Genomic DNA, 25768 nt, shown 5'->3' on the forward strand with positions numbered 1-25768 from the left:
ACAACGAGATGAAGTGCAACAGGGGGCGTGTGGTCAGGGTCAACAATTGTGTCGTAAAAACCCTCTGACAATGCGCTTTGGTGCAGATTTGCGGGATCCTTCGGGTAGGCTTGGTGTGCTGTTAGAGGGGGTTATCGGCGCTTTGTTCTCGTGAATTGTGGATTTAGAAAACATTTCTGAACATTGTGCAGAGAGGCACATGACAGAAGCACAAATAATGGGAATAAATGATGCAAAAAACACGGAAAAGTGGGGAATATACGCAAATGGGGTTTGATTTCCTGAATCATTCAGAAAATCAAACCCCATTTAGCTGAGATTATCTAGAAGGTATTAGTTCCTTCGAGACTGCATCGGAACGCGGGTTCCGACTCCGTTATTGACGATGCGTCGCTCGCCCTGGCCGGCTGCCGCGTTGTTCGCGTTGTCGACCACGGGCTGCTCAGCCTCGTGTGCGGCGGGAGCATCCGCCTCCTTGTCAGCTTCCTTCTCGGCAGGCTGCTCAGCAACCGGTGCCTTAGCGATTGCCTGCATGTCGAAGCTTACATTCGGGCGAACGTTTCGTCGACTGATGCCCGGATGAACCTCAACTGCGATGAGGTTCTCGCCAACCTTCAGCTTGGAAGAAGGAACGGTGAAGGTCACCGGAGTCTTCTGAGCCGTAGCGGTATCAATCGAGCTCGATGCAATCGCGCTATTCCACAGCTTTCCACGAGTGTCAAAGTTGGAACGACCAACCTCTTCACCGTTGACACCCACCGCAATAGCGTCATCCGCGTAAGTGGTCAGCACGAGATCACGGCTGGCCTGCTCACGAGTGAGCTGGATGGTGGTGTAGGCGTAGATATTGTGGCGGGAACGCACGAGCGGAACCTTAACGGAGGTGTTGAGGTTACCAGTACCGACCCCAATCGGGGTCTTGCCGGTCTGCCATGCTTCCTGCGCAATATCTTCCAGGCTGAAGTGGAAGTTGTACTTCCAACCGTACTTACGGTTGGGAGCCTGGGTAGAGACCATGTACTTCCAATCCGAGGCGTAGGGCAGAACAATCTGGTCCTTAGCGGCTTCTTCCTTCGGATTCTCAGGCTTGGGATCGGCGGGCTTAGGCTCCTCAACCTTCGGGTCCGGATCCTGGACCTTCGGTACCTCAGTAGTCGCTTCTGCACTCGGGGTAGCGCTTGCCGAAGCACTGGGGTCAGCGCTCGCGGTCGGGTCAGCACTTGCCGTGGGGTCTGCAGTAGCAGTCGGGTCAGCGGTAGGCGTTGCGGTCGCGGTCTCCGTGGGGGTAGGAGTCGGTCGCACCGGAGCTACCTGGACCGGAGTGGACGCAGAGTAGTTATCCGAGCTATCCACAGCGCGCACAAAGTAACGTGCGTTATCGGTGTGGTCAATCTCGAACTTCGTACCCGAAGTGCTAGCAATGACGCGGTCATCACGCAGAATCTGGTAGCGGACACTACCGGTATCCTGTACAGCATCCCAGGTCAGAACGTCCTTATCGTCCTTCAGCTCAACCTGCAGGTTCTGCGGGGTAGCCGGAGGAGTCACATCGCGGGCCTCAAAGCGCGCAAAACCGACGGTATCCTGAGTACCGTGAACACCCAGCGAACGGTGAATATCGCCGCCAACCCACAGGGTGCCCTTCGAATCCACGAAAGACTCCCAGATACCGAATCCGTGGTCACCCTTAATAGCAGGGGAGAACTCCGGCAGCATCTTACCGCTGTCCTTATCGAAAGCAGCAACCAGCTTGACCGAGTGAATCACGCTCGAACCGCCCACGGGGGTCCGCTTGTTACGCGAATCCTGGTAGAGGAAGTCGCCGCAGTGGCAGGCGCCGTAGATGGTGTTACCGTGCAGGTGCAGATCCTGGAAGTCTCCACCATCGCGGGTAATCGCGGTGTAGGTGGGGGTCAAGGACGCCTTATCGTAACGAGAGATGAGGTGCTCAGTACCGCCCACCCAGACGCCGGTACCGGCATCCTGGACGTCGAACTGGAAACCCCAAATTTTGGTTTCATTACGCAGGTCAGAGACATTAGCGCCAGCAGGAATCTCAGACTGCTGGTACGCCCACGGGCTGCCCTTCTGCATATGCTGAGTAATATCAGCCACGCGGTAGGCAAGGCCACCGTTGAGCCAGGTGAAGTAACCGGCTACGTAAACATGAGAGTTATCAGCGGAGGCGCTAATACCGTTGACAGTACCGTTGAACACCTGGCGCCAGTTACGGTCTATACTCACAATACCGGGCACACCGTTAGAAGGCTCGCCCAACTTAAAACGGGCAATATTGCGCGAATACGCCTCACCCGCCTTTTCACTTTCATAAATGTGGGTAAAGGTGCCGCCAATATACACGTAGTCACCCTGACGGTGAATGGTCTTCACCGTCATGACCTCGGTACGAATGCGATCTTCGACTTTAACCTGGGCCCATTCAGGGGCAACTTCACCGGTTGTGGCGTCAACAACGACGAAGCTCTCATGCTTCTCACCGTTAACAAGCTTGAAGTTACCGCCAACAGCCAAACGGTTATTCGGCAGAGCCTCAACAGCCTTCACCTGACCGTCAACAGTCAGCTTAAAATCGCGGCGCAACTCGCCGGTCACCGGGTCAAAAGCAGCAATATTAGATTGCGCAACACGCTCACCGGTAGAGGACTCAAGGTACTCGAAGTCGCCACCAATAAACACGCTGGAGGTGCCGTTACCGTGATCGACCTCGGTAATGGCCTCAACGTAGGTGTTCATTTCGCCGGTTTTACCGGAGGCGGTCCTGGCGCTGGTTCGCCAGCGCCAATCCGCCGAACGGCTATTGGGCAGGGCACGACGAGCGCTCGCCGGGGTACCGGAATCCGGGATAGCGCCCAGGTTCAAATCATTCTGGGTCAGCTTCGGGCGCAGGAACATCTGGGTGTAACCGAAAGAGGCCTCACCGTTGCTTTCCTTACCGTAGATGTAGGAGTTCCGCGCATCGGTGATTGCCGGCTCAGAGCCATCCTGCGAAATGGGAGAGTTTGCACCGTAACGGAAACCCATACGGTAATCCTGGGACGCCAACTCATCAAACATCAAAGTCTTGAAGCCGTTGTTCTGTCCACGCAGAATGTGGTCTTCCCACGTGCCATCAGGCCAGTCCCTGCGGCCATTTTCATTGTAGGAAGAGAACTCGTCAGGGTTCGTGACGATCGCATTAGACCAGACAGCGTTCGAACGCAGAGCCCAGGTCCACTCGGAGGTCTGACGGCGGTCAACCGTCGCCTCCTGCCACTTGGTGCCCGAGGTGTTCAGCGCGCGACGGAAACGGTAACCATCGGGCAACTGATCGGGGCGGGTGCCGTTGAGCAACTGCGAAATGGTGGTACCCGAAAGCTGAATCGGGGTCTTCGCGGCGGGCAGGGAGCTCAGAGCTTTGCCCTGTTCAAGAGTCATACCGGAAGATGCGGGTGCGGCATCGCTGTAGAGCTGCGAAGTGTCACCCTGACCTTCATAGTTTTCAGTCCAGCCGTCGCGGCCCTCACCAATCTTGACCCAGCCGCCACCATCAGTTTCCTGATCGCAGTAGAACTGAGTCGGCTGACTCATCGAAGGAGTGTACAGCCAATAGGCGCCGCTCTTTGCCTCGGGGTTAGCCTGCTTGGCTTCCCAACAGCTAGCGGCAGCACGCTCGGAGGTCGTGCCATTGTAGAAAGCAGAGTCCCTTTTTTCCGCAGTCTGTTCGACAGCGGTACTCGGCGTAATAGCGGGGATAGCTACGGGCAAAGCCAACGCCGTAGCAATGCTCAAGCAAAGAGTTGAGCGAGTTATAGCAGAACGTGAAAAGCCAGAGCCCGTCATGCCAAGGTGGGCTTTCATAATATCTCCAAATGAATGCCAAGAAATGTTATCGAGTGCGCATCAACATTAATGCGCTATGGATGATAATGCGCGGGTTCCAGCGAATCATAGCTGGAAACCGGCATCTTTAATTAGACCCTAACAATCAGGATTGTTCGGGAAATCATGGGTCGCAATCTTCCACTGACCATCGACCTGAACGAGGGTGTAAATATTGAGTGAACGCTTCGGAGAATTGTCATCCTTAACGGGCTGATTATTCTCGTCATAGATCTTCACAGAGGAAGAATCCATGCATACTTCCAGCATGCGCGCGGGCTGACCCTTGTACTGGGTTTCAGTCATACGGGGAGTGCCCACGACAGTGGAAGAACCTTCATAGTGCCAGCCAGCCAGTGCGTACTCGGAAGCCTGCACGGCAAACTCAGCGGCAGCGGAATCAACAGCCACGGCCTCGATGGAGCGAATCGTCTCATCATCGAGAACAGCGCGGGCCCGCTCAACGTTCTGTTGCTCAGCCTCTTCGTCGCTGGTCGGATCAGCGGCACGCTCAGGCGAAGCCTCAGCAGAGGGGGCTGCCTTCACCTTGGTCAGAATGGTCTCAAAAGAGTTAACCAGTTCGGTAGTCTTCTTAACTTCTTCAGCGTCAACAGGTACGGAAGAAGCGTTCCTCATCTCTTCAGCGCCAGTGTAAATCTCTTCAAGCTTCTGGCCGTCAGAAGAGGTCGCCTCACTCTTTGCCCCATCCTTTGCCTCAGCCGAAGCCCCAGAGGAAGCATTGGCGGATGCTTCTGCGGTGCCCTGCTCAGAAACCTGGGGGGAAGCGCTCGAAGACTTGTTTGAGGAAGCATGCGCCGACGCGGAAACGCTCGCGGACGCAGAAGCAGGCGAAGAGCTATCGGAGCTCGGGTTTTCAGTAGCGCAAGCGCTCAGGACCAGGGTGGATACCGCAACGGTACCCAAGGTGCCCAGAAGGCGGGACCGGGAGGGGTACTTGAAGAACACTGACATGGAAGCCTCTTTAGTGGTTGGAGTGAGAATGACTATATTCCGGAAGATAATACCTCGCACGAAGGTAAGGCACCTAAAGGCTAACACGCAAAGCTGGGAAAATACTTAGACCCGCAAAAATAACGTTTTTATAAATGATGAGAATAAGCCCTAACTAATGCTCTATTTTGACTCGATTAGAAGGTAAGTATATATCTCTGCATGAAAAAACCTTCATGTAAATGAATGAAATAGATTCACTATGTGCAAAAAAATCCCGGGCTGGTTTAAAACCAGCCCGGGAGAATAGGGCGAACATCACTAAAATTATTTGTCATAAAAGTGAATATCGCCCTGATGAGGGGTTATGCCGCCTGAGCAGCCTCGGTACTTGCCGAATAGTTATCCGCAGTATCTACCGCACGCACATAGTAGCGGGCGCCGTCGCGGTGATCCACCGAATAGCTCGTGCCCGTAACCGTCGCAATAGGACGATCATCGCGCAGAACCTGATACTTCACCCTATGCTCGGAAATACCCGACCAGGTCAGCTGATCCTTGGAGCCGTTCGTCGTAACCTTCAGGTTGCTCGGGGGAGCCGGAGGCGTTACATCGCGAGGTGCATAACGTGCGAAACCAACGGTCTGCTGCACGCCGTTAGCACCCAGCGACTTACGGATATCGCCACCAACCCACAGAGTGCCGGTGGAATCCACGAAGGACTCCCACACACCGTAGCCATACGCGCCGTTCATAATCGGGGCGAACTCCGGCAGCATCTTGCCGCTGTCCTTATCGAACGCAGCTACCAGGCGAATGGTCTGAGCATTAGTCGCGTTCTCCCACTCCGAATAGACAGTGTCTGCGCCCTGGAAGAGGAAATCGCCGCAGTGGCACGCACCGTAAATGGTGTTACCGCTCAGGTGCAGATCCTGGAAGTCGCCACCCTCACGAGTAATCGCACTGTCTGTGCGACGCATGCTCGACTTCTCGTAACGGGTAATCATATGCTCGGTGCCACCCACCCAGACGGAGGAACCAGCATCCTGAACATCGAACTGGAAGCCCCACATCCTGCGCTCGTTTTTCAAATCCCAGGTTTGGGCATTCTTGGGGGTGTACGAAGGACGGTGGTGCCAAGCCACCGGGTTCGTGCTACTGCCTTGCATATGAGCGAGACGGAACGCCTCCTGGTTATTCAGCTGGGTGAAGTAACCAGCGACGTACACATCGGCATTGCCCTCAGAAGCGCTCACGCCGTTAACTGTGCCATTAAAGACCGGACGCCAGTTCCAGTCCACCTCACCGTTGCTCAACTTAATGCGAGCCAGGTTCCTCGCATACGCGTAGGTGGGGGAGGTCTGGCCCTTCAAGTGAGTGAAGGAACCACCAATGTACAGGTAGCCATCACGCACGTGCAGGGTCTTAATCTGTACCGGTACGGAAGCAATGCGGCTAACCACGCGGATATCCCAGTCCTTAGCAACCTGACCGGTCTGCGGATCCAGAATTACAAAACCGTTGTAGTACTCGCCGTTCACCTGGTCGAAAGAACCACCCACAGCAAGCAGGCCGTTCGGCAGAGCCTCAACCGACTTCACCTGACCGTTAATCTTCGGGCGGAAGGAACGGCGCAGCTCGCCGGTACCCACCTCGTAACCAGCCAAGAAAGCCTGCTCAACCTTCTCACCGCTTGCCGACTCAACGTACGCGAAATCGCCACCGGTAAAGACAGCGCCACCGACCTCGGTGATAGCCTCAACCTGGGTGTTCATCTCACCCTTCTTGCCGGTACCGGTCTCAGTGCTGGTACGCCACTTCCACTTCTCGGAGTAGCTATTGGGTAGCGCGCGGCGGTTACTTGCCGCAGCGCCCTGCTGGCCATAATCATGCAGACCCTTAGCCACCAAATCGTTCTGAGTCACCTTCGGGCGCAAGAACATCTGAGTAAATACCAGGGGAGTGGTCGAATCATCCGCCGGGCGGTAAATATACGCCGAAGGACGGTTCATCAGGTAGGTCTCGGTCCACCATGTAATCTTGGCGTTGCGACCGTAGGTGAAGCCCAGCTTGTAGCCCTGCGATGCCTTCTCTTCGAAGTTCAGGGAACGGAAATCATCAGAATCATGGGTGAAGATGTTACCAGCCACCTGACCACGGTTGGCGTAGTCATAACGGTTACTGTACTGCCAGGTGTTTTTGACCGAAATATTTGACCAGAACATCTTTGAACGCAAAGTCCAAGTCCATTCGGTACTGGAATCACGGTGAGCCTTAAAATCCTGCCAGGTAGTGCCCTCAACGTTCATCGCGCGATGGAAACGCACGCCATCGGGCAAATCCTGCGGACGGGTACCGTTCAGTAGCGCGTTCACGGTCACGCCGGAGAGCTGCACCGCATCAAAGCCGGTCGGGTTCTTATACAGCTGATCGGCATTACCGCGACCGTAGTAGTTCTCAGTCCAGCTCTCACGACCGCGGCCAATCATAACCCAGCCGCCGCCATCAGTTTCCTGATCGCAATAGAACTGCTCAGGAGCACTCATCGCAGGGGTGTACAGCCAGTACGCGCCGCTCTTGCCACGCGGATTATTCTGCTTAACCTCCCAGCAGCTCGCAGCCGCGCGCTCACTCGACGAACCGTCATAGTAGCGTGCATCAGCAGCCTGCGCGCCCGAAGCAATCGGACCCAAAGAAGCCGCAACCATCGCAAAAGAAGCAGCCGCCGCACCCAAAGCACGGGACCCGGAGCGAGAAGCTACGCGAGAGCCCTCAGAAGCGGAGGAAGCAGCACCCTGCGCGCGCCCTCCACGCGTGAACGGAAGAAAATTCATTTGTCTCTCCTAGAGACCTCAACCGGCACACAGCAGAAAACTGCAATTCACACAGCAACACCCACCCCACACAAGGCACAGCATAGTGACCAGGCATCGGGGTAAGGGGGAAGCGTTATGAACTGCGCTAACAGCGAGTCTGTAGCCGGAATCAGTGAGTGTAGTTATCGGAAATTGAATGAATACGCCCCACCCCTCACGCACGAAGCCAACAGTGGCAACGCACCCGTACGAAGCGGAACGCTAAAAATCTGTGAAGTTTCCTCTGTCGTACCAACAGCGAAGAAACACCACAGATCAAGATTCAGCCCATCATCGGAAAGGACGGAAGCAACCCATCCGACGCAATGAATCCCAACCCATCATAGCCGCCACAGGGGCGAAGAGATAGCAAACTGGGAAAACCGGACCGAACCAAAACTATAGAGGGCATACACCCCGGGTGCACCGCCGCCTGATTCGGACCCCGCAAACCCTGCAGAGCCCGAACCAGGCGGCGGCTCAAAGAAACTAGATCAACAATCTGACCTAAGCCTGAGCAGCTCCCGTGGAAGCCGAGAAGTTCTCAGACGCATCGATGGAACGCACATAGTAGCGAGCGCCATCAGTATGCTCAACCTCGTAGCTGGTGCCCGAGACCGTAGCAATCACACGGTCATCACGCAGCACCTGGTAGCGAGCACCGCTCTCACGAACACCAGACCAAGACAGCTTATCGGTCGAGCCATCACGCTGAACCGACAGATTCGACGGAGTCGACGGGGCGGTCACATCGCGAGGAGCAAAACGAGCAAAACCGACAGTGCGCTGCTCACCATTAGCACCCAGCGAACGGTTAATGTCGCCACCAACCCACAGGTTGCCGCGAGAATCCACGAAGGACTCCCAGACACCGTAGCCGCTAGCGCCCTTCAGAACCGGGCTGAACTCGCCCACAACCTCGCCGCTGTCCTTATCAAACGCCGCGACCAGGCGCATGCGGTGAACCGCCTTCGATTCCTTCCAGTAGGTGTGGTAACCGGTAGAACCCTCGAAGAGGACATCACCGCAGTGGCACGCACCGTAAATGGTGTTACCGCTCAGATGCAGATCCTGCCAGTCGCCACCGTACTTAGAGATAGACGAAGAAATACGGCCGTAACCGTTCTTCGAGTAGTTCGCAATCAGGTGGTCAGCGCCGCCAGTCCACACGGTCGAACCAGCATCCTGAACATCGAACTGGAACGCGTACACAATGCGGTCAGTAATGTTCAGCTTCAGCGACGGCTCCCACTCCCACTTAATATTCGAAGCGTTAGAACCATTCAGCGCCGCCAGGCGGAACGCGCGCTGGTTATTCAGCTCAGTGAAGTAACCCGCAGCGTGAACAGTCGAGTTATCGGACGCAGCGGTAATACCGTTGACCGTACCGTTAAAGTTCGGGCGCCAGTTCCAATCCACCGCACCGTTCGAGAGCTTAATACGAGCGGCACCACGCGAGTAAGCGTACGCCTTAGACGTATTGCCCTTTACATGGGTGAAGTTACCGCCAATGTAGAGGTAACCATCCTGAACCAGCAGGGTCTTCACCTGCGCGGCAGCACCATTACGGCGCTGAACCTGCACATCCCACGTGCGGTCAATCTGACCGGTGGTCGCATCCAGAATGACGAAGTGATCAACCTTCTCGCCATTAACCTCGGTGAACTCGCCACCAACCGCCAGGCGGTTATTCGGCAGAGCCTCCAGAGCCTTAATCTGACCGTTGAAAGTCGGGCGGAAGGAACGAACCAGCTCACCCGAATCCACGTTGTAGCCAGCCAGGTACGACTGGTTCACGCGCTCGCCGCCAGCAGACTCAACATACTTGAAGTCGCCACCGGTGAAGACAGTATCGCCCACCTGAGTAATAGCCTGAACGTAGGTGTTCATCTCGTTCTTCTTGCCGGTACCAGTCTGCTCACTGGTACGCCAACGAACGGGCATCGTGTAGCTATTGGGCAGAGCACGACGGTTGCTAGCGGCAGAGCCAGAACCAATCTGCGAGAAGTTCAAGTCACGCTGAGTCAGCTTCGGACGCAGGAACACCTGGGTGAAGGGGATGGAATAACCGGCGGAACCGCGCTTCTTATAAATATAAGAATCGGCACGATCATTGCCGAAGTTCACCAGCGAACCGTACGCAAAACCAATCTGGTAGCCCTGGTTCGGGTTCGCGAAGAAACGAACCGAGCTGGTGGTAATACCCGGAGCCATTTCCGAGGGAGAACCGCCCATATGAGCGGTGCGGTTAATGCCGGCACCAGTGAACTTCACGTTGCCCCAACGCTGACCGTAGCTCATCGCCCAGGTCCACTGCTCAGTCTGAGGACGCTGAACATAAACGTTCTGCCACTGAGTGCCCCTCGCATTGTGAGCACGGTGCAGACGCATGCCGTCGGGAAGGTCCTGAGGCTTAATGCCGTTCAGCAGCGCATCGACAGTGTTTGCGGGAAGCTGGACCGGAGTAAAAGCGGAAGGGCCGGTGGGGTTCTGGTGCAGCTGATTCGGGTCGCCGGTGCCGTTGTAAGACTCGGTCCAACCCTCACGACCGCGACCAATCATGACCCAGCCGCCGCCATCAGTTTCCTGATCGCAGTAGAACTGCGCCGGGCCGCTCATCTGCGGGGTGTACAGCCAGTAAGTGCCAGAGGAGGCAGAAGGATTAACCTGCTTGACCTCGTAGCAAGAGGCAGCCGCCTTATCGCTGCTGGAACCATCATGGGTTCCGGTCGCAGCCGAGGCGGGAGTAGTAGGAGTAAGAGGTGCCGCAGTGAAAGCGGTACCAAAAGCGAGTGCGAAAGCGGCCCACTTTTTAGCAGACCATGAACGGACATGGGGCTTTTCAGTGGGTTTGTTCGTGTATGTGGTTGTCATATGCGTCTTTCTGATGCGACGTTCCGGAAGAAACATCGAAAGATACGGTGAATTTAGCGCACTAGAAAAACCGCAGTAAATACTGAAAACCTGAGGTTGGTATTTAGGGTATTCAGATTCCGGAAGGAAGATACGGTGCGGTTTTTCTATAAGTGTTATTGATTAGGTTACAGGATTAAGCTATGAAAATAATGGTGCACAAAGTGCAAAGATGGGGGTGGGAGTGTGATTTACATCCTATAAAATCGGCGTTGTGGTGTAAGAAATGACACAGAAGGAAACCATACTCATATATCGTCAATGAAAGCGACAATCGGGTGCAAAAAGCTATATCTACAGCCAAAGAAGCCCACGAAAGAAAAATGCCATAAAAAGCAGAGTAGACCTACAATAGAAAAGCCGCGCACATCACCAAAAAGTGCGCATAAAATGCCTCAAAATAAAACACCCGGGCACCCCACCCGACACCACCTCACACCGACCACCCGTCGACACCCTCCACCAGCCAAACCGCCGGAACCGAGGACAGCAGATTCAGGAGAACCCGTGAGCACCACCCGAAAAGCTACCGCACAGCCCCTCGAGGCACCCCTGCACCCCCTCCTGAACACCCTCAACCAACTCAGCAGCTGGGCCGCGATCCGCACCGCCGCCTCCGCGAAGCCCACCGAACGTAGCGCACGCACCCTCATCGGCGCCGTCGCCGGAACCCACGCCGCGCTCATTGCAGACATCTCCACCGCAGTACGCGATACCACCGCCGAAGCGCTCAGCCTCATCATCGCCCCCACCGACCGTCAAGCAGAAGACCTCGCCGCAGCCCTGCGCTCCTACTTGCCCGCCGCAGACATCGCGCTCTTCCCCGCCTGGGAAACCCTGCCCCACGAACGCCTCTCACCGCGCTCCGACACCGTAGGCCGCCGCCTGCAGGTACTGCGCGCCATGACCGGGGACGCGGCTAAACGCCCCCAAGTCGTCATCGCACCCGTACGCGCCGTCATCCAGCCCATCGTCACCGGCATTGAAAAGCTTGAACCCGTGCACCTGATCCGCGGCAAAGAATACCCCTTCAAAGATGTAGTACGAGGCCTCAACGACGCCGCATACTCCCGTGTAGACCTCGTCGCCAAGCGCGGTGAATACGCCGTACGCGGCGGCATTATCGACGTCTTCCCGCCCACCGCAACCACCCCCGTCCGCCTCGAATTCTTCGGTGACGAACTCGACGAAATGCGCCACTTCTCCGTCGCCGACCAGCGCACCCTCAGCGGGGGAGAAGAACTTACTGAACTCACCCTGCTGCCCTGTCGCGAACTGCTCATCACCCCCGAGGTCATGAGCCGCGCCGCCCGCCTGAAAGCCGACTACCCGGCAGCCGCAGCCATGCTTGAGAAGATTGCGGGTGGAATCTACGTCGAAGGCATGGAATCGCTTACCCCGCTGCTCATCGAATCCATGAACACCCTCACCGAGCTGATGCCGGCAGGGTCCATGATTATTAACGTCGAACCCGAACGCGTGCGTGCCCGCGCCGAAGACCTCGTCGCCACCAACGAAGAGTTCCTCGCCGCCGCATGGGACACCTCCGCAGAAGCCGACGCAGTAGCACCCATCGACCTGGGCCAGTTGCGTATGAGCGACAGCGGATTCCGCACCATCGACCAAACCACCGCACAGGCACTCGAAGCCAAGCTCAGCTGGTGGGAAATCACCGAACTCGTCACCGACGCAGACCTGCTCGAAGATGCCGCCGCAGGCGCACTCGAAAACCAGAACATCGCTGACGCCATCGAAGACGGAATTGACACCTACACCGTCAACGCCACCCCCGCAACCGCATTCAACGGATCCGTCGAACGCATGCTCTGCCAGGTCGGCGACCTCATCGGCCAACAGTGGACCGTCCTCGCCCTCACCAACGGCCGCGGCTCCACCGACCGCCTCATCGACCTCTTCCACTCCGGCGAAGGGGCACCCGCCGTACCCGCAGCCCGCCGAACCAGCCTCGAGGAGGACCCCGCAGGCGACCTCGAACACGGCATCGTCGAGGTTTGCGAGGCACCCGCCTCCGCAGGCTTCCTCATCGAGGAGGCGAAGCTCGCCGTCTTCACCGAAGCCGAACTGCTTGGCCGCCGCGGAACCTACGCACCCCGAGGCGCCACAGGACAGAAATTCAAAACGCGCCGCCGCCGCAATGCGGTTGACCCGCTCGCACTGAACCCCGGCGACTACGTGGTGCACGAGCGTCACGGCATCGGCAGGTTCGTCGAGATGACCTCCCGCCCGGTGGCTGGTGCATCCCCGGTCAACGGCGTGCAGCCCATGAAGGAATACCTGGTCATCGAGTACGCCCCCACCAAGCGTGGCGGCGCACCCGACCGACTCTTCGTGCCCTCCGACCAGCTGGATCTGATTTCCAACTACGTGGGTGGCGAGAACCCGAGCCTGTCCAAGATGGGCGGTAGCGACTGGGCTAAGACCAAGTCCCGCGCTCGCAAAGCCGTCAAGGAAATCGCTGCTGACCTGGTGAAACTCTACTCGGCTCGCCAGGCATCGCGCGGTCACGCCTTCGCAGCAGACACTCCCTGGCAGCGAGAGCTGGAAGAATCCTTCCCCTATAACGAGACTCCGGACCAGCTCACCGCCATCCACGAGGTGAAGGAAGACATGGAGAAGGAAATCCCCATGGACCGCCTCATCTCCGGCGATGTGGGCTTCGGCAAAACCGAGGTCGCCGTACGTGCCGCATTCAAGGCGGTGCAGGACGGCAAACAGGTTGCCGTACTCGTACCCACGACCCTGCTCGCGCAGCAGCACTACGAGACGTTCAGCGAGCGCTTCTCGGGATTCCCCGTGAAGATTCGCGTGCTCTCCCGCTTCCAGAAGGCGAAGGAAACCCGCCAGATTACCGAAGAAATCGCATCCGGCGCGGTGGACGTGGTGATCGGTACCCACCGCATCCTCTCGGACAGCGTAGTGTTCAAGGACCTGGGCCTGGTCATCATTGACGAGGAACAGCGCTTTGGCGTGGAGCATAAGGAAAAGCTCAAGCAGATGCGCACCAACGTGGACGTGCTCGCCATGAGTGCTACCCCGATTCCGCGCACCCTGGAAATGTCGCTAACCGGTATTCGCGAGACCTCCACCCTTGCCACCGCGCCGGAGGAACGCCATCCCGTGCTGACCTTCGTTGGTCCGCGCACCGACAGCCAGATTACTGCCGCAATCCGCCGCGAGCTCATGCGTGAAGGACAGGTTTTCTTCGTGCACAACCGCGTGGCTGACATCGACGATGTTGCCGCGGAAATCGGCAAGCTCGTGCCGGAGGCGCGCATCGCCACCGCCCACGGCCGCATGAGTGAATCGCGCCTGGAGCAGATTATTGTGGACTTCTGGGAGCGCCGCTTTGACGTGCTGGTGTGCACCACCATCGTTGAGACCGGCCTGGATATTTCGAACGCGAACACCCTCATTGTCGACCACGCCCAGAACTACGGTCTGAGCCAGCTACACCAGCTGCGTGGCCGCGTGGGTCGTGGCCGCGAGCGCGCCTACGCCTACTTCCTGTACCCGGTGGATAAGACCCTCGGCGAGATTGCGCACGAGCGTCTGAAGGCTGTGGCAACGCATAACGAGCTGGGCGCTGGCCTGCAGCTTGCGATGAAAGACCTGGAGATTCGTGGTGCCGGCAACCTGCTCGGTGGCGAACAGTCCGGTCATATTGCCGGTGTCGGTTTTGACCTGTACCTGCGCCTGGTCGGCGAGGCGGTCGCAAACTACCGCGGCGAGAAGGAAGAGCGCGAGGTCGAGACGAAGATTGACCTGCCCGTCAACGCGCATATTCCTCACACCTACATTGATTCTGAGCGTCTGCGCTTGCAGGCGTACCGTCAGATTGCTGCCGCCGATACCGAAGAGAAGATCGCGGAGGCACGCGAGGAGCTGGTCGACCGTTACGGCGAGCTGCCGGATGCGGTAGAGAACCTGCTTGCCGTGGCGACGGTGCGTATGCACGCCCGTGCCGCCGGTATTCATGAACTGGTGGTGTTGGGTCCGAAGGTTCGCGTGGTAACCGCTACGCCGCTGCCGGAGTCCCGCCAGATGCGCCTGAAGCGCGTGTACCCTGGGTCCACGCACGCCCAGCCGAAGGGTATGGATACCTGGCTGACTCTGGTGCCGCGCCCGAAGACCATGCCGGTTGGCGGTAAGGACCTGGTGGACGGCGCGATGCTGCAGTGGGCTGAGAAGTTCATCAACTCGATTTACTCGGAGAAGCCGCAGGCTCTCGAGGAGTAGAGACCTACAGGGGTAGGTGCCGCCCTGTCATATCGGGCTGCCGAACCATGAAGATGCTCGCCGTGCAGATTGCCACAATATGGCACATCTGCACGGCGAGTGCGTTTGCCCCACGCAGGCGGCATAGCTCACAATTAAGGCATGACTTCAAAGGTGAACTACGCATCTCAGCGAATTGTAATTATTGGTGGTGGCCCCGGCGGCTACGAGGCGGCGATGGTGGCTGCCGCATCCAACGCGGACGTGACTCTGATCGAGCGTAATGCCATTGGTGGCTCCGCCGTTCTGACTGACGTTGTGCCCTCTAAGACCCTAATCGCTACGGCGGATATGATGACCCGCTTCTCTGAGGCGGGTAGCTTGGGCATTGAAAATACGAAGGGTAAGGCTCCGCAGCTTCGTGTTGATATGGACCGTGTGAACCGCCGAGTCCGCGACCTGGCTCAGCAGCAGTCTGCCGACATTAAGCGCGCCCTGGCTTCTGCAGGAGTGAAGATTATTCACGGTACCGGTAAGCTCCTGGACCGCCACACCGTTCAGGTGACCGATGAAGCTGGTCTGGTCTACCCCCTGCAGGCGGACTTTGTGATGCTGTCGGTGGGTACGCATCCGCGCGAAATGGCGACCGGTATGCCTGATGGCGAGCGCATCCTGACCTGGACTCAGCTGTACAACCTCTCCGAAGTTCCCGAGGAACTGATTGTGATTGGTTCGGGTGTGACCGGTGCGGAGTTCGCTTCGGCATATAACGGTCTGGGGTCTAAGGTTACGCTGGTGTCTTCGCGTGACCGTGTGCTTCCCGGTGAGGACGAGGACGCAGCTCGCGTGCTGGAGGACGTCTTTGAGCGTCGCGGCGTGCGAGTGATGCCGCGTTCCCGTGCGGCTGCTGTTGAGCGTACTGAGGACGGCTCAGGTGTCATCGTGACCCTGTCCGATGGCCGTAAGGTCTCTGGCACTCACTGCCTGGTGGCTATTGGTTCGATTCCGAACACTGAGGATTTGGGCTTGGAAGCTGCCGGTGTGGAGCAGACCCCGAGCGGCCATATTAAGGTGGACGGCGTGTCCCGCACGAGCGTGAACAGCATTTACGCCGCTGGCGACTGCACGGGCGTGTACCCACTGGCTTCCGTGGCTGCAATGCAGGGCCGTATCGCTATGGCGCACATCCTCGGTGATGCGGTGCGCCCGCTGCGTACCGATAAGGTTGCCGCAAATATCTTCACCTCCCCGGAGATTGCGACTGTGGGTGTGAGTGAGAAGGACCTTGCCGAGGGGGCGTACCGTGGCGATGCGGTGACCCTGCAGCTGAGCACCAACCCGCGCGCGAAGATGATGGCGATGCGCGATGGATTCGTGAAGATTTTTGCTCGCCGCCACTCCGGCACCGTCATCGGTGGCGTGGTGGTTGGTCAGCGCGCCTCCGAGCTGATTTACCCTATCGCCCTGGCTGTGGAGAAGAAGCTCGCGGTGGATGACCTGGCGGACACCTTCACGGTTTACCCCTCGCTCTCCGGCTCTATTGCTGAGGCTGCGCGCAAGCTGCACACTCGCGGCCTGTAGCCGGCGCATAGATACCCTGGGCTTGTAGAGAGCCGCTATCTCAGAAGCTCACAGAATCTCTGAAACGCACAAAAGCGGTGGGGGTCACTTCCTGAGTTCCTAAGAATCAGGAGGTGACCCCCACCGCTTTGCCGTAGAGACGCTTAGCGCCGCGAAGCTTTACTTCGTGGTGCTGACGGCGTTCATGTCCACGTCACGGGTTTCGTGAGTGAGCAGAATGAAGACAACGCTCAGAATCGATGCGAATGCCAGGTAGCCGCCCACTGCAGCCACACCGTAAGTGGAGTTCAACCAAACAGCCACGAACGGGGTCAGTGCCGCGCCGAGGATGGATGCCACGTTGTAGGCGATACCGCTGGCGGTGTAACGCACGTTGGTGGGGTACAGCTCCGGCAGGTATGCGGACATGGAGCCGAAAGACAGACCCATCAGACACATACCGATAAAGATGAAGAGGGTAACTACAGCGGCGTTTGCGTTCGCACCGGTACCAACAACGGAGGGGGAGATGAACAGACCGAAGGACAGACCGAAGACAGCCATCGCGATGGTGGTCCACAGCTGCTGGGTGCGGCGGCCGTACTTGTCAGCCAGCCAACCCGAGATCGGAATGAAGATTGCGAAGCCAATAATGGAGATCAGCTGAATGATCAGGAACTCGCGGTAGGGGATAGCCAGGCCGCCCTTATCCGCCTTGCCGATACCGTAGGAGAGAACCCACGCGGTCATCAGGTAGAACAGCACGTAGCATGCCACCATGATGAAGGTACCCTGAATCATGGGCCACCAAGCGACCTTGAACGCCTCAACGAGCGGGGTCTTAACCTTCTCGTTGTTAGCAGCAGCCTTGGCGAAGACGGGGGTCTCCTCCAGCTTGAAACGCACGTACAGGCCGACAGCAACCATCACGATGGACAGCAGGAACGGAATACGCCAACCCCAAATGAGGAAGGGGTGATCAAGGTTCTTGCCGTCGGTTGCGGAGTTGAAGGAAATCCAGCTGGTCAGCAGCAGCATGAAGCCGTTCGCAAGCACGAAGCCGATGGGTGCACCCAGCTGAGGCCACATGGCGGCGCGGGCGCGCTTGCCGTCCTCAGCATATTCGCTGGCGAGCAGTGCCGCACCGGACCATTCGCCGCCCAGACCCAGGCCCTGGCAGAAACGCATAATGGTCAGCATGGCCGGTGCCCACAGACCAATCTGGTGGTAGGTGGGCAGCAGGCCGATGATGAAGGTCGCCAGACCCATGGTCAGTAGCGCACCAACGAGGGTTGCTTTACGACCGATCTTGTCGCCGAAGTGACCGAAGATTACGGAACCGAGGGGGCGGGCAATGAAGGCGACGCCGAAGGTCGCGAAGGAAGCCAGAAGCTCGGTGGTTGCGTCCTTCGCGGGGAAGAACAGCACAGGGAACACCGCCACTGCTGCGGTGGCGTAAATGTAGAAATCGTAGAACTCGATGGTGGTACCAACGAGCGAGGCGAGAATAACTCGACTGCGAGGAGTCGTATTCTTCACCGATGCAGCAGACACTTTCGTGTCGGGTGCAGAGGTGCTCATAAGGAAAACTCCCGAAATGGTGAACTGTGTGTACAGGTGGAGCCGGGGCGTCCGTTACCGGTCAGCGCGTGAGGCGGGTGTGCCGTAGGCGCGTATCGGGTGCCGTGACCGCACCGGGTGGGTGCGGTGGGCGTAGGAATCTGAAAGGCTCCTCTAAAGTGCAACATTATAACTCTGTTCAGAAAAACCCAAACAAATACAGCCACTATCTGGACGCGAACACAAGGGTTAGCGGCGTAAATCCCACCTAAACAGGCAAGAGCGGACATAGAAAATCCTCCGGAAAGATACGAGACATGACCTCATACCCCTCCGGGGGATTCGTATAGCCTATAGCGCTCGCAGTCGCGAGACCGCGGTATCGAGACCTCAGTATCGAGGCGAAGCGTTACTTAATGGTCGCCAGCACCGCACCGGAGGTGACGGTATCGCCGGCCTTAGCTGACAGTCCCGAAACCTTACCCGCCTTGTGCGCGGTAATGGGCTGCTCCATCTTCATCGCCTCCAGCACCAGAATCAGGTCGCCCTCAGCGACGGTGTCGCCGTCAGAAGCCGCTACCTTCACGATGGTGCCCTGCATGGGGCTGGTCAGCTCGTCGCCGCCACCCTTTGCCGCGCTACGTGCCGAACGGGACTTGCGGGTCTTGGACGCGGGCTTAGCGGCAGGCTTAGCGCCACCGCCCAGCTCGGGCAGGGACACCTCCATGCGCTTGCCGTTGACCTCAACGACCACGGTGGTGCGCTCGTCCTCATCGGAATCCACGCTGCCGGGCGCACCGGAGTACATGGGGATGGTGTTGTTGAACTCGGTCTCAATCCAGCGGGTGTGCACCTTGAACTCGCCGCCCTCAGCCGGTGCGAAGGCGGGGTCATCCAGCACGACGCGGTGGAACGGGACGACGGTGGGCATGCCCTCAATGGTCAGCTCAGCCAGGGCACGGCGGGCACGCTGCAGAGCCTGCTCACGATCTGCGCCGGTAACAATGAGCTTAGCCAGCATGGAGTCGAAGTTGCCGCCGATAACGTCGCCAGCCACGAAGCCAGAATCCCATCGAACACCGGGGCCGGTGGGCACGGTCAGCTTCTCGATGGTGCCGGGGGCGGGCATGAAGGAACGGCCCGCATCCTCACCGTTAATACGGAACTCGAAGGAGTGACCACGCAGAACCGGGTCCTTCTCCTCAATCTTCTCGCCGCGGGCAATACGGAACTGCTCACGAACCAGGTCCAGACCGGAAATCTCCTCGGAGACGGGGTGCTCCACCTGCAGACGAGTGTTGACCTCAAGGAAGGAAATGGTGCCGTCGGTGCCGACCAGGAACTCACAGGTGCCGGCACCCTGGTAGCCAGCCTCGCGCAGAATCGCGCGGGACGCCTCATACAGGCGCTCGTTCTGCTCATCGCTCAGGTAGGGGGCAGGTGCCTCCTCAATGAGCTTCTGGTTGCGGCGCTGCAGGGAGCAGTCACGGGTGGAAACCACCACAACGTTGCCGTGCGCATCCGCCAGGCACTGGGTCTCAACATGGCGGGGCGAATCCAGGAAGCGCTCGATGAAGCACTCACCGCGACCGAACGCCGCGGTAGCCTCACGAACAGCGGACTCGTACATCTCAACAATGCTCTCGCGGTCGCGCGCCACCTTAATGCCGCGGCCACCGCCACCAAATGCGGCCTTCACCGCAATGGGCAGACCGTGCTCATCCGCGAAGGCAACAACCTCATCGGCGGACTTGACCGGGTCCTTGGTGCCGGGCACCAGGGGAGCGCCCACCTTCTGCGCGATGTGGCGTGCCGCCACCTTATCGCCCAGCTGGGTAATGGACTCGGGGGAGGGGCCAATCCAGGTCAGACCAGCGTCAATGCACTTCTGTGCGAACTGCGCGTTCTCAGAAAGGAAACCGTAGCCGGGGTGCACAGCATCAGCGCCGGAGCGGCGAGCGATTTCAATGAGCTTATCCATGACCAGGTAGGACTGTGCCGCGGTGGCGCCGCCGAGAGCGTAGGCTTCATCGGCGAGCTTCACGTGCTGGGAGTCGCGGTCGGGGTCAGCGTAGACGGCGACGGTCTGCAGACCCTCATCGCGGGCTGCACGAATCACGCGGACAGCAATTTCACCGCGGTTGGCAATGAGAATCTTGCTGACCGGGCCGGTGTGGCGGCCGGGGACTGCAGTAAATTTCTTGGCGGCTTCTGCCTGGTGCTGAGTCACTTAAAGCTCTCCTTTAATCTCCTGCTCCAAGGATACATCGGCAGGATTGGCGAATATAACGCGCATCATACTGTTCTATCTTATCGATTGGTGTTCAATAATGTGTATTTCAGGGCGCGCTTTGAGACAGATTTATACGATTACGCTGGATCTAATCTTCATCTTGGGGCGCTAGCCACAGCTCGGTCACCGCAACCTCGCGGCGGCGCAGCATATCGCGTAGCGCGTGAATGGACAGACCCACCACCGTGTGGAACTCACCCTCAATACCGCGAATAAACGCCGAACCGTAACCGTCCAGGGTAAAGGAACCGGCTACCCAGAGCGGCTCACCGGTAGCAATGTACGCCTCGATTTCCTCTGGGCTGAGCGTATCAAAGTGGACGGTAGCGCTGCGCAACTCAGAAACGGTGGGCAGCTCAGAAGTAGCGGACAGCTCGGCACCCGGCTCAAGACCGCGCAAATCCACGAGCGCGTGACCGGTATGCAACACACCGTGGTTGCCGCTCATGGCACTAACGCGCTCGCGTGCCGCCTCGGCAGTGTGAGGCTTGCCGTAGGCAACACCCTCAAACTCGAAGACCGAATCGCAGCCCAGAACCAGCGCATCGCGCACACCCTCGGCGGCGAGTTCAGCGGCAACTGCCTGCGCCTTCAACTGCGCCAGAAGGGAAGCGGTCTCAGCCGGGGTGAGTCCCGCACGTCCCTGCGCTCGCGCCTGTTCGTTGGCGGTAGCGAGTGCGGCGTCCTCATCTACGGAGGAGACGCGCACCGTGAATGCGATGCGGGAGTCTTCCAGGAGCTTGCGGCGCGCCGGGGAGGCGGAGGCAAGAATTAGTCGGGGTGATGAAGCGCTGGTAGTCATGGGTTCTATTTTAAGCGTTGCCGGAGAGTTTTACTTTCGGGTTTTACTCTGGGGTGCAGATTGAGGGTCACTGGGTGGAAGCCTCCGCCGGTGCGTCAGCGTTGAGCACGGAGCCTTGGTGCAATCTGGGGGGGGGCGTGATCTGCGGGAGGGCTGGAGTGTCGAGCCGAGGGGCGTAACGAGGGGGCATAAAACCGGCGGGCATACAAAGAGCGTGTCCCATCCCCCTCAACCACGTAGGAGATGGAACACGCCGTTCAAAATCATAACTCTTCTCAAACCTTAAAGAAAAAAAGAATCAATAGTGACACTTTTATGACGTTTGACAAATGTATTTTGCCCATGCTGGGGGCATGGGTGGCGGAGAAGCGACACAGCGCTAAGCAGTACCGCCTAGCGCCGTGTGCATGAGCCTTCGCCAGATTAGCTTGCCAGATTAGCGGCGTGCCGCGGCGGTGCTGTCCTCCACCTCGTGAAGTCGCTGCGCCTCGCCGGCGATGCGCTCATCGTAGAATTCCTGAGCAACGAAGCCGCCCTCAGAACGGGGAGCGTTGTAGAGCTCCTCATCCAGGATGCCCCCGCGGCGAGCCACAATCGCGGGAACCAGAGCCTGACCGGCAACGTTCAGAGCGGTACGACCCATGTCAACGATCGGGTCAATCGCCAGGAGCAGACCCACGCCGTCCAGGGGCAGACCCAGAGTGGAAAGGGTCAGGGTCAGCATCACGATAGCGCCGGTCGTACCGGCAGTCGCAGCCGAACCGAGCACGGACACCATCACAATCAGCAGATACTGGGTGAAGTCCAGCTGAATACCGTAGAACTGAGCCACGAAAATCGCCGCCAGTGCCGGGTAAACCGAAGCGCAACCGTCCATCTTGGTGGTCGCACCCAGCGGAACCGCGAAGGACGCATAGGCTCGGGGAACACCCAGGTTGCGTTCGGCAACGGTCTGGGTCATCGGCATCGAACCCATCGAAGAACGGGACACGAAGCCCAGCTGAAGCGCCGGCCACACGCCCGAGAAGTACTGTCGGACCGACAGGCCGTTCGCACGCACAATAATCGGGTAGATCACGAGGAAGACCAGCAGCAGGCCAATGTAGAGGGCGATAACGAACGCGACCAGCGAACCCATCGACGCCCAACCGTAGGCAAACACTGCCTTAGCGATCAGACCCACGGTACCCAGCGGTGCCAGGCGAATAATCCACCACAGAATCTTCTGGATAATTGCCAGGGCGCTCTTGACCACGTCAATGAACGGCTTGGCAGCCTCGCCGACCTTCAGCGCGGCAATGCCGACCGCACCGGAAATGACCAGAATCTGCAGCACGTTGAAGTTTGCCGAGGCGGTGATGCCGGAATCACCGGACTTAGCGCTGACACCCAGACCCAGGAAGTTCACCGGAATCAGACCGGTCAGGAATGCGGTCCACGAACCGGTCGAGCCGGTGTATGCCTTGCCTTGCACCTGCGCGCCTACGCCCGGCTGAACGATCAGGCCCATCGCAATACCAATGAGCACCGCGAAGAACGCGGTAATCGCAAACCAGATGAGCGTGTTAACCGCCAGGCGTGCCGCGTTCGTCACCTGCGACAGGTTAGAGATGGAGGCGACCACGGCGGTGAAAATCAGCGGAACAACGGCAGCCTTCAGCAGGGTGACGTACGAGGAGCCGATGGTATCTAAGGTCACCATGAGCCAGTTGGGGTTGCTCTTCGCGTCCCCACCCAGTGCGAGGGCGAGCGCGCCGAGAACAATACCTAGAATGAGGGAGGCAATGATTTGGTTGCCGAAAGAAGTAGCCCACTTGGGCAGACGTGAACGAGATGATGCATGCGGTGTAGACATGTGGCATACTCTAAAACTTTTACGCGCTCCGGCGCGAGTTTGTGTGAAGAAGTGTTTCAATCCGGTGCAGTGTGGGGGATGTGTGAAGAACCGTGACTTTCCGGTGGCACTTTTCGGCTGTACATCCCGCAGCCCAACTCCGCAACCCAACCAGCAGCACAGCCCAACCAGCAACGCTGCCACCAGTGCCGCCAGCTCCCCCCCCAAATGGGCGGTTAAATCGGCTGATAGTTAATTAGGAATCGCCGCAAAAGCAAACAGAAAGGAAACAACTGCGCAACATGCGGGGAAGCTTGCTGAGATTTTGCCGTCAGCGGATAATCCGAAAGCTAGGGCTTGATATGCTGGAATCACACCGATAGTCCGGCGAAAGTCGCCGGATGATGCTGTACCCACTCAGCTTCATGTACGCGTTGAGCGTTACGCCACGCACCACCTTTCAAGGAGAGATGCATGAGTTCTGCTCCCCAATACCCCGGCGGAACCACCACCCCTAACGGCCCGAAGAAGCCCCGCAATCGCATGGAAGCGGTTGCAGATTTCGCTACCCGCGCCGCACAGACCTCAGCCCAGCAGACCCTGAACCTGGGTGCGACCCGCCCCGGCATCGCCAAGATGGTTGCCGTAGCGGGTGCTGGCGTGCTACTGGTTGGCGGTGGCATCTTCGCCTACAACTCCATGCACCAGGAAGAGAACGCGTTCCTGTCGCAGGGCGAAGAGTACGCCCGCGTCTGCCAGGACGCGAAGACCGGCCTGCGCGTGGAAGATAGCGAATGTGAGAAGGCAGGCGTTCAGGAGCCGACCGACTCGTCCAGTAGCGATTCCTCGGGCTCGTCGAGCTCGTCGGGTTCTTCCGGTTCCTCCAGCTCCTCGGGCTCTTCTGGGTCGTCGGGCACTTCCGGTTCGACCACCACCCACAATAATTCGAATGCGTTCCTCTGGTACTACCTGGGCCGCCAAAGTGCCGCGAACTCTACCGGCACCCCCACGGTTCCCGGTGTGGGCACCAAGCTCTCCGGAGGCAGCACCACCCGCCCCAGCAACGGCACCGTCTACAGCGGTGTGTCCTCCAAGGGCGGTAGCTTCGAAGACTCCTACCGCAGCGCGAAGAAGTCCTCCACCGTCTCCTCCGGCAAGGTGACCAGCACCAATAACTCCGGTAAGACCTCCACGGTGCGTAACAAGACCACCGGCTCGGTCTCCAGCGGTAAGCAGGGCACCAGCAATAGCGGTAGCACTGGCTCCTACAGCAAGTCGAACACCTCCAAGTCGGGTTCGTCCTCGAAGTCTGGTTCCTCGTCCAAGTCTGGCTCTTCCTCGAAGTCCGGTAGCAAGGGCGGTTTCGGTGGCGGCTCGAAGTCCGGTGGCGGCCGCTCCGGCGGCTAAGCCATCAGCCATGACACTGAATGCGGGCAGGGACTGAACGGTCCCGCCCGCATTTTCCTCACTATTTTCCATTCACTACTTCGAAGGAGCCTAGCCCCTCATGCGCCGCGAAGAATTTCCTGTCGGCCGACCCGACTGGGAGAACGTCATCATTGAGGAAGGCCTCACCTACAGCGTGGACGGCCCCCACGACACCGACCACTACTGGAACGAATACGCCGCCTACATTTTTAGCCCGCAAGAAATGGACTCTGTGCGAGCCCAGGCGGAAGAAATGCACCGCATGTGCCTGGAAACCGTCGAGTACATCGCCTCCGGTGCGTTCGGCACCCTCGGTCTGCCCCAGGCGGCGTTCAACCTCGCCGTAGAATCCTGGAACCGTCGCGACGCCGACTTCTACGGCCGCTTCGACTTCACCTACTCGGGTGTGCCCGGCGACCCGATGAAGCTGCTCGAATACAACGCCGACACCCCCACCGGCATTGTGGAGGCGGCAGTCAGCCAGAAAACCTGGGCGAAAGACCAGCGCCTCGACACCCGCGGCTACGCCCACTGGGGTGAAATCGGTGAAGCCTTCACCAACCGTTGGCGCCACATCTTCGCCCCCGAAATCACCGCGGGCGTGCAGCCCGTACTGCACCTGGCGCACGTGTCCCCCGAGATTGACGAGAACAACGAGGACTACAACAACCTCTGGCTCATCGCCTACTCGGCACAGCAGGCGGGCATCAAAACCCACATGATTCCCATCGACGAAGTCATCTTCAACGAAGACACCAAGAGCTGGGAAGACGCCCGCGGACGTGCCATCACCAACCTCTTCAAGCTCTACCCCTGGGAAGACCTGGTCACCGACAGCGAAGCAGGCTACGACAAGCTCCTTTTCGCCTACCACGGCGCCATGGACCGCTGGATTGAGCCTGCGTGGAAGATGTTCCTCTCCAATAAGCTGCTGCTCGCCGCGCTCTGGGATAAGTACCCCGGCCACCCGAACCTCGTACCCACCTACGCGGGCCACCGCGGCGGCATGCGCAACTGGGTTCGTAAGCCCCTCTTCGGACGCGAAGGCGACGGCGTAGAAATCTACGCCCCCGACTATGACGTCTTCATCAAGCCCGAAGACGACGACTTCTTCGCCAACGCCCCCGAAAGCGAATTCATCTACCAGGAGTACATCCCGGCACCGCGCTACGAAGGCATTATCAACCCGGTCAGCCACCCCATCCTCGGCGTGTGGGTGGTCGACGGACGCACCGTAGGCGTGGGCATCCGCGAATCGAACGGCGCGCTCACCGACTACTGGTGCCGCTTCGCCCCGCATCTGGTGGATCTGAACGACTCCACCGGCATGGGATTCGGCACCACCGACCCCGGCACCGCAAACTTCGGATAGCCCGGAATCCCGATAGATAAACCTCGCACGAAAAGACGAAGCCCCCGCCTCAGCCAAAGCTGAAGCGGGGGCTTCATCCCTAGAG

Annotated in this window: 12 protein-coding genes; 4 read left to right on the top strand and 8 right to left on the bottom strand. The window is 58.6% G+C overall.

Features of this window, described 5'->3' with window-relative positions; translation table 11 throughout:
* Window positions 1–333: 333 nt before the first annotated feature.
* The 4 genes from HMPREF2919_RS08140 to HMPREF2919_RS08155 form a co-directional block, all read right to left on the bottom strand.
* On the bottom strand, window positions 334–3858 hold the full coding sequence (locus HMPREF2919_RS08140; protein ID WP_070644084.1) for a fibrinogen-like YCDxxxxGGGW domain-containing protein: 3525 nt from the start codon (window positions 3856–3858) through the stop codon (window positions 334–336).
* A gap of 120 nt (window positions 3859–3978) precedes the next feature.
* On the bottom strand, window positions 3979–4851 hold the full coding sequence (locus HMPREF2919_RS08145) for a hypothetical protein (protein WP_070594041.1): 873 nt from the start codon (window positions 4849–4851) through the stop codon (window positions 3979–3981).
* Window positions 4852–5195: 344 nt separating this feature from the next.
* Window positions 5196–7664 (bottom strand): fibrinogen-like YCDxxxxGGGW domain-containing protein, encoded by a 2469-nt coding sequence (locus HMPREF2919_RS08150; RefSeq protein ID WP_070600650.1) that lies wholly within the window; start codon window positions 7662–7664, stop codon window positions 5196–5198.
* Window positions 7665–8192: 528 nt separating this feature from the next.
* On the bottom strand, window positions 8193–10559 hold the full coding sequence (locus HMPREF2919_RS08155; protein ID WP_049341618.1) for a fibrinogen-like YCDxxxxGGGW domain-containing protein: 2367 nt from the start codon (window positions 10557–10559) through the stop codon (window positions 8193–8195).
* Window positions 10560–11105: 546 nt separating this feature from the next.
* Here HMPREF2919_RS08155 and mfd point away from each other — a divergent pair.
* Both mfd and HMPREF2919_RS08165 read left to right on the top strand, forming a co-directional pair.
* Window positions 11106–14855, top strand: a complete 3750-nt coding sequence (gene mfd, locus HMPREF2919_RS08160; RefSeq protein ID WP_070644076.1) for a transcription-repair coupling factor — start codon at window positions 11106–11108, stop codon at window positions 14853–14855.
* A gap of 141 nt (window positions 14856–14996) precedes the next feature.
* Window positions 14997–16415, top strand: a complete 1419-nt coding sequence (locus HMPREF2919_RS08165) for an NAD(P)H-quinone dehydrogenase (protein ID WP_049358705.1) — start codon at window positions 14997–14999, stop codon at window positions 16413–16415.
* Window positions 16416–16574: 159 nt separating this feature from the next.
* Here the strand turns inward: HMPREF2919_RS08165 and HMPREF2919_RS08170 are convergent, their stop codons facing one another.
* The 4 genes from HMPREF2919_RS08170 to HMPREF2919_RS08185 all read right to left on the bottom strand — a co-directional run bounded on the left by HMPREF2919_RS08170 (window position 16575) and on the right by HMPREF2919_RS08185 (window position 22904).
* Window positions 16575–17975: an MFS transporter gene (locus HMPREF2919_RS08170; RefSeq protein ID WP_049341622.1), complete on the bottom strand. Its 1401-nt coding sequence runs from the start codon at window positions 17973–17975 to the stop codon at window positions 16575–16577.
* A gap of 388 nt (window positions 17976–18363) precedes the next feature.
* Window positions 18364–20184, bottom strand: a complete 1821-nt coding sequence (locus HMPREF2919_RS08175; protein WP_070667152.1) for an acetyl/propionyl/methylcrotonyl-CoA carboxylase subunit alpha — start codon at window positions 20182–20184, stop codon at window positions 18364–18366.
* A gap of 151 nt (window positions 20185–20335) precedes the next feature.
* Complete coding sequence (locus HMPREF2919_RS08180) at window positions 20336–21049, bottom strand: Maf family protein (RefSeq protein ID WP_049345185.1); 714 nt, start codon at window positions 21047–21049, stop codon at window positions 20336–20338.
* Between the two features lie 436 nt (window positions 21050–21485).
* Complete coding sequence (locus tag HMPREF2919_RS08185; RefSeq protein WP_070667154.1) at window positions 21486–22904, bottom strand: dicarboxylate/amino acid:cation symporter; 1419 nt, start codon at window positions 22902–22904, stop codon at window positions 21486–21488.
* A 453-nt stretch (window positions 22905–23357) separates the two neighbouring features.
* Here HMPREF2919_RS08185 and HMPREF2919_RS08190 point away from each other — a divergent pair, with 453 nt between their 5' ends.
* Entirely contained in the window at window positions 23358–24290 is a 933-nt protein-coding gene (locus HMPREF2919_RS08190; protein WP_070667156.1) for a hypothetical protein, read from the top strand.
* Between the two features lie 100 nt (window positions 24291–24390).
* Complete coding sequence (locus HMPREF2919_RS08195) at window positions 24391–25683, top strand: glutathionylspermidine synthase family protein (protein ID WP_049345188.1); 1293 nt, start codon at window positions 24391–24393, stop codon at window positions 25681–25683.
* Window positions 25684–25768 lie beyond the last annotated feature (85 nt).

The sequence above is a fragment of the Rothia sp. HMSC068E02 genome (assembly GCF_001813565.1).
Lineage (GTDB): Bacteria > Actinomycetota > Actinomycetes > Actinomycetales > Micrococcaceae > Rothia.

What these genes read in the sequence shown, in the direction of transcription:
- HMPREF2919_RS08140 (WP_070644084.1), bottom strand. Translation starts at nt 3,858, where the DNA reads ATGAAAGCCCACCTTGGCATGACGGGCTCTGGCTTTTCACGTTCTGCT.
- HMPREF2919_RS08145 (WP_070594041.1), bottom strand. Translation starts at nt 4,851, where the DNA reads ATGTCAGTGTTCTTCAAGTACCCCTCCCGGTCCCGCCTTCTGGGCACC.
- HMPREF2919_RS08150 (WP_070600650.1), bottom strand. Translation starts at nt 7,664, where the DNA reads ATGAATTTTCTTCCGTTCACGCGTGGAGGGCGCGCGCAGGGTGCTGCT.
- HMPREF2919_RS08155 (WP_049341618.1), bottom strand. Translation starts at nt 10,559, where the DNA reads ATGACAACCACATACACGAACAAACCCACTGAAAAGCCCCATGTCCGT.
- HMPREF2919_RS08165 (WP_049358705.1), top strand. Translation starts at nt 14,997, where the DNA reads ATGACTTCAAAGGTGAACTACGCATCTCAGCGAATTGTAATTATTGGT.
- HMPREF2919_RS08170 (WP_049341622.1), bottom strand. Translation starts at nt 17,975, where the DNA reads ATGAGCACCTCTGCACCCGACACGAAAGTGTCTGCTGCATCGGTGAAG.
- HMPREF2919_RS08180 (WP_049345185.1), bottom strand. Translation starts at nt 21,049, where the DNA reads ATGACTACCAGCGCTTCATCACCCCGACTAATTCTTGCCTCCGCCTCC.
- HMPREF2919_RS08185 (WP_070667154.1), bottom strand. Translation starts at nt 22,904, where the DNA reads ATGTCTACACCGCATGCATCATCTCGTTCACGTCTGCCCAAGTGGGCT.
- HMPREF2919_RS08190 (WP_070667156.1), top strand. Translation starts at nt 23,358, where the DNA reads ATGAGTTCTGCTCCCCAATACCCCGGCGGAACCACCACCCCTAACGGC.
- HMPREF2919_RS08195 (WP_049345188.1), top strand. Translation starts at nt 24,391, where the DNA reads ATGCGCCGCGAAGAATTTCCTGTCGGCCGACCCGACTGGGAGAACGTC.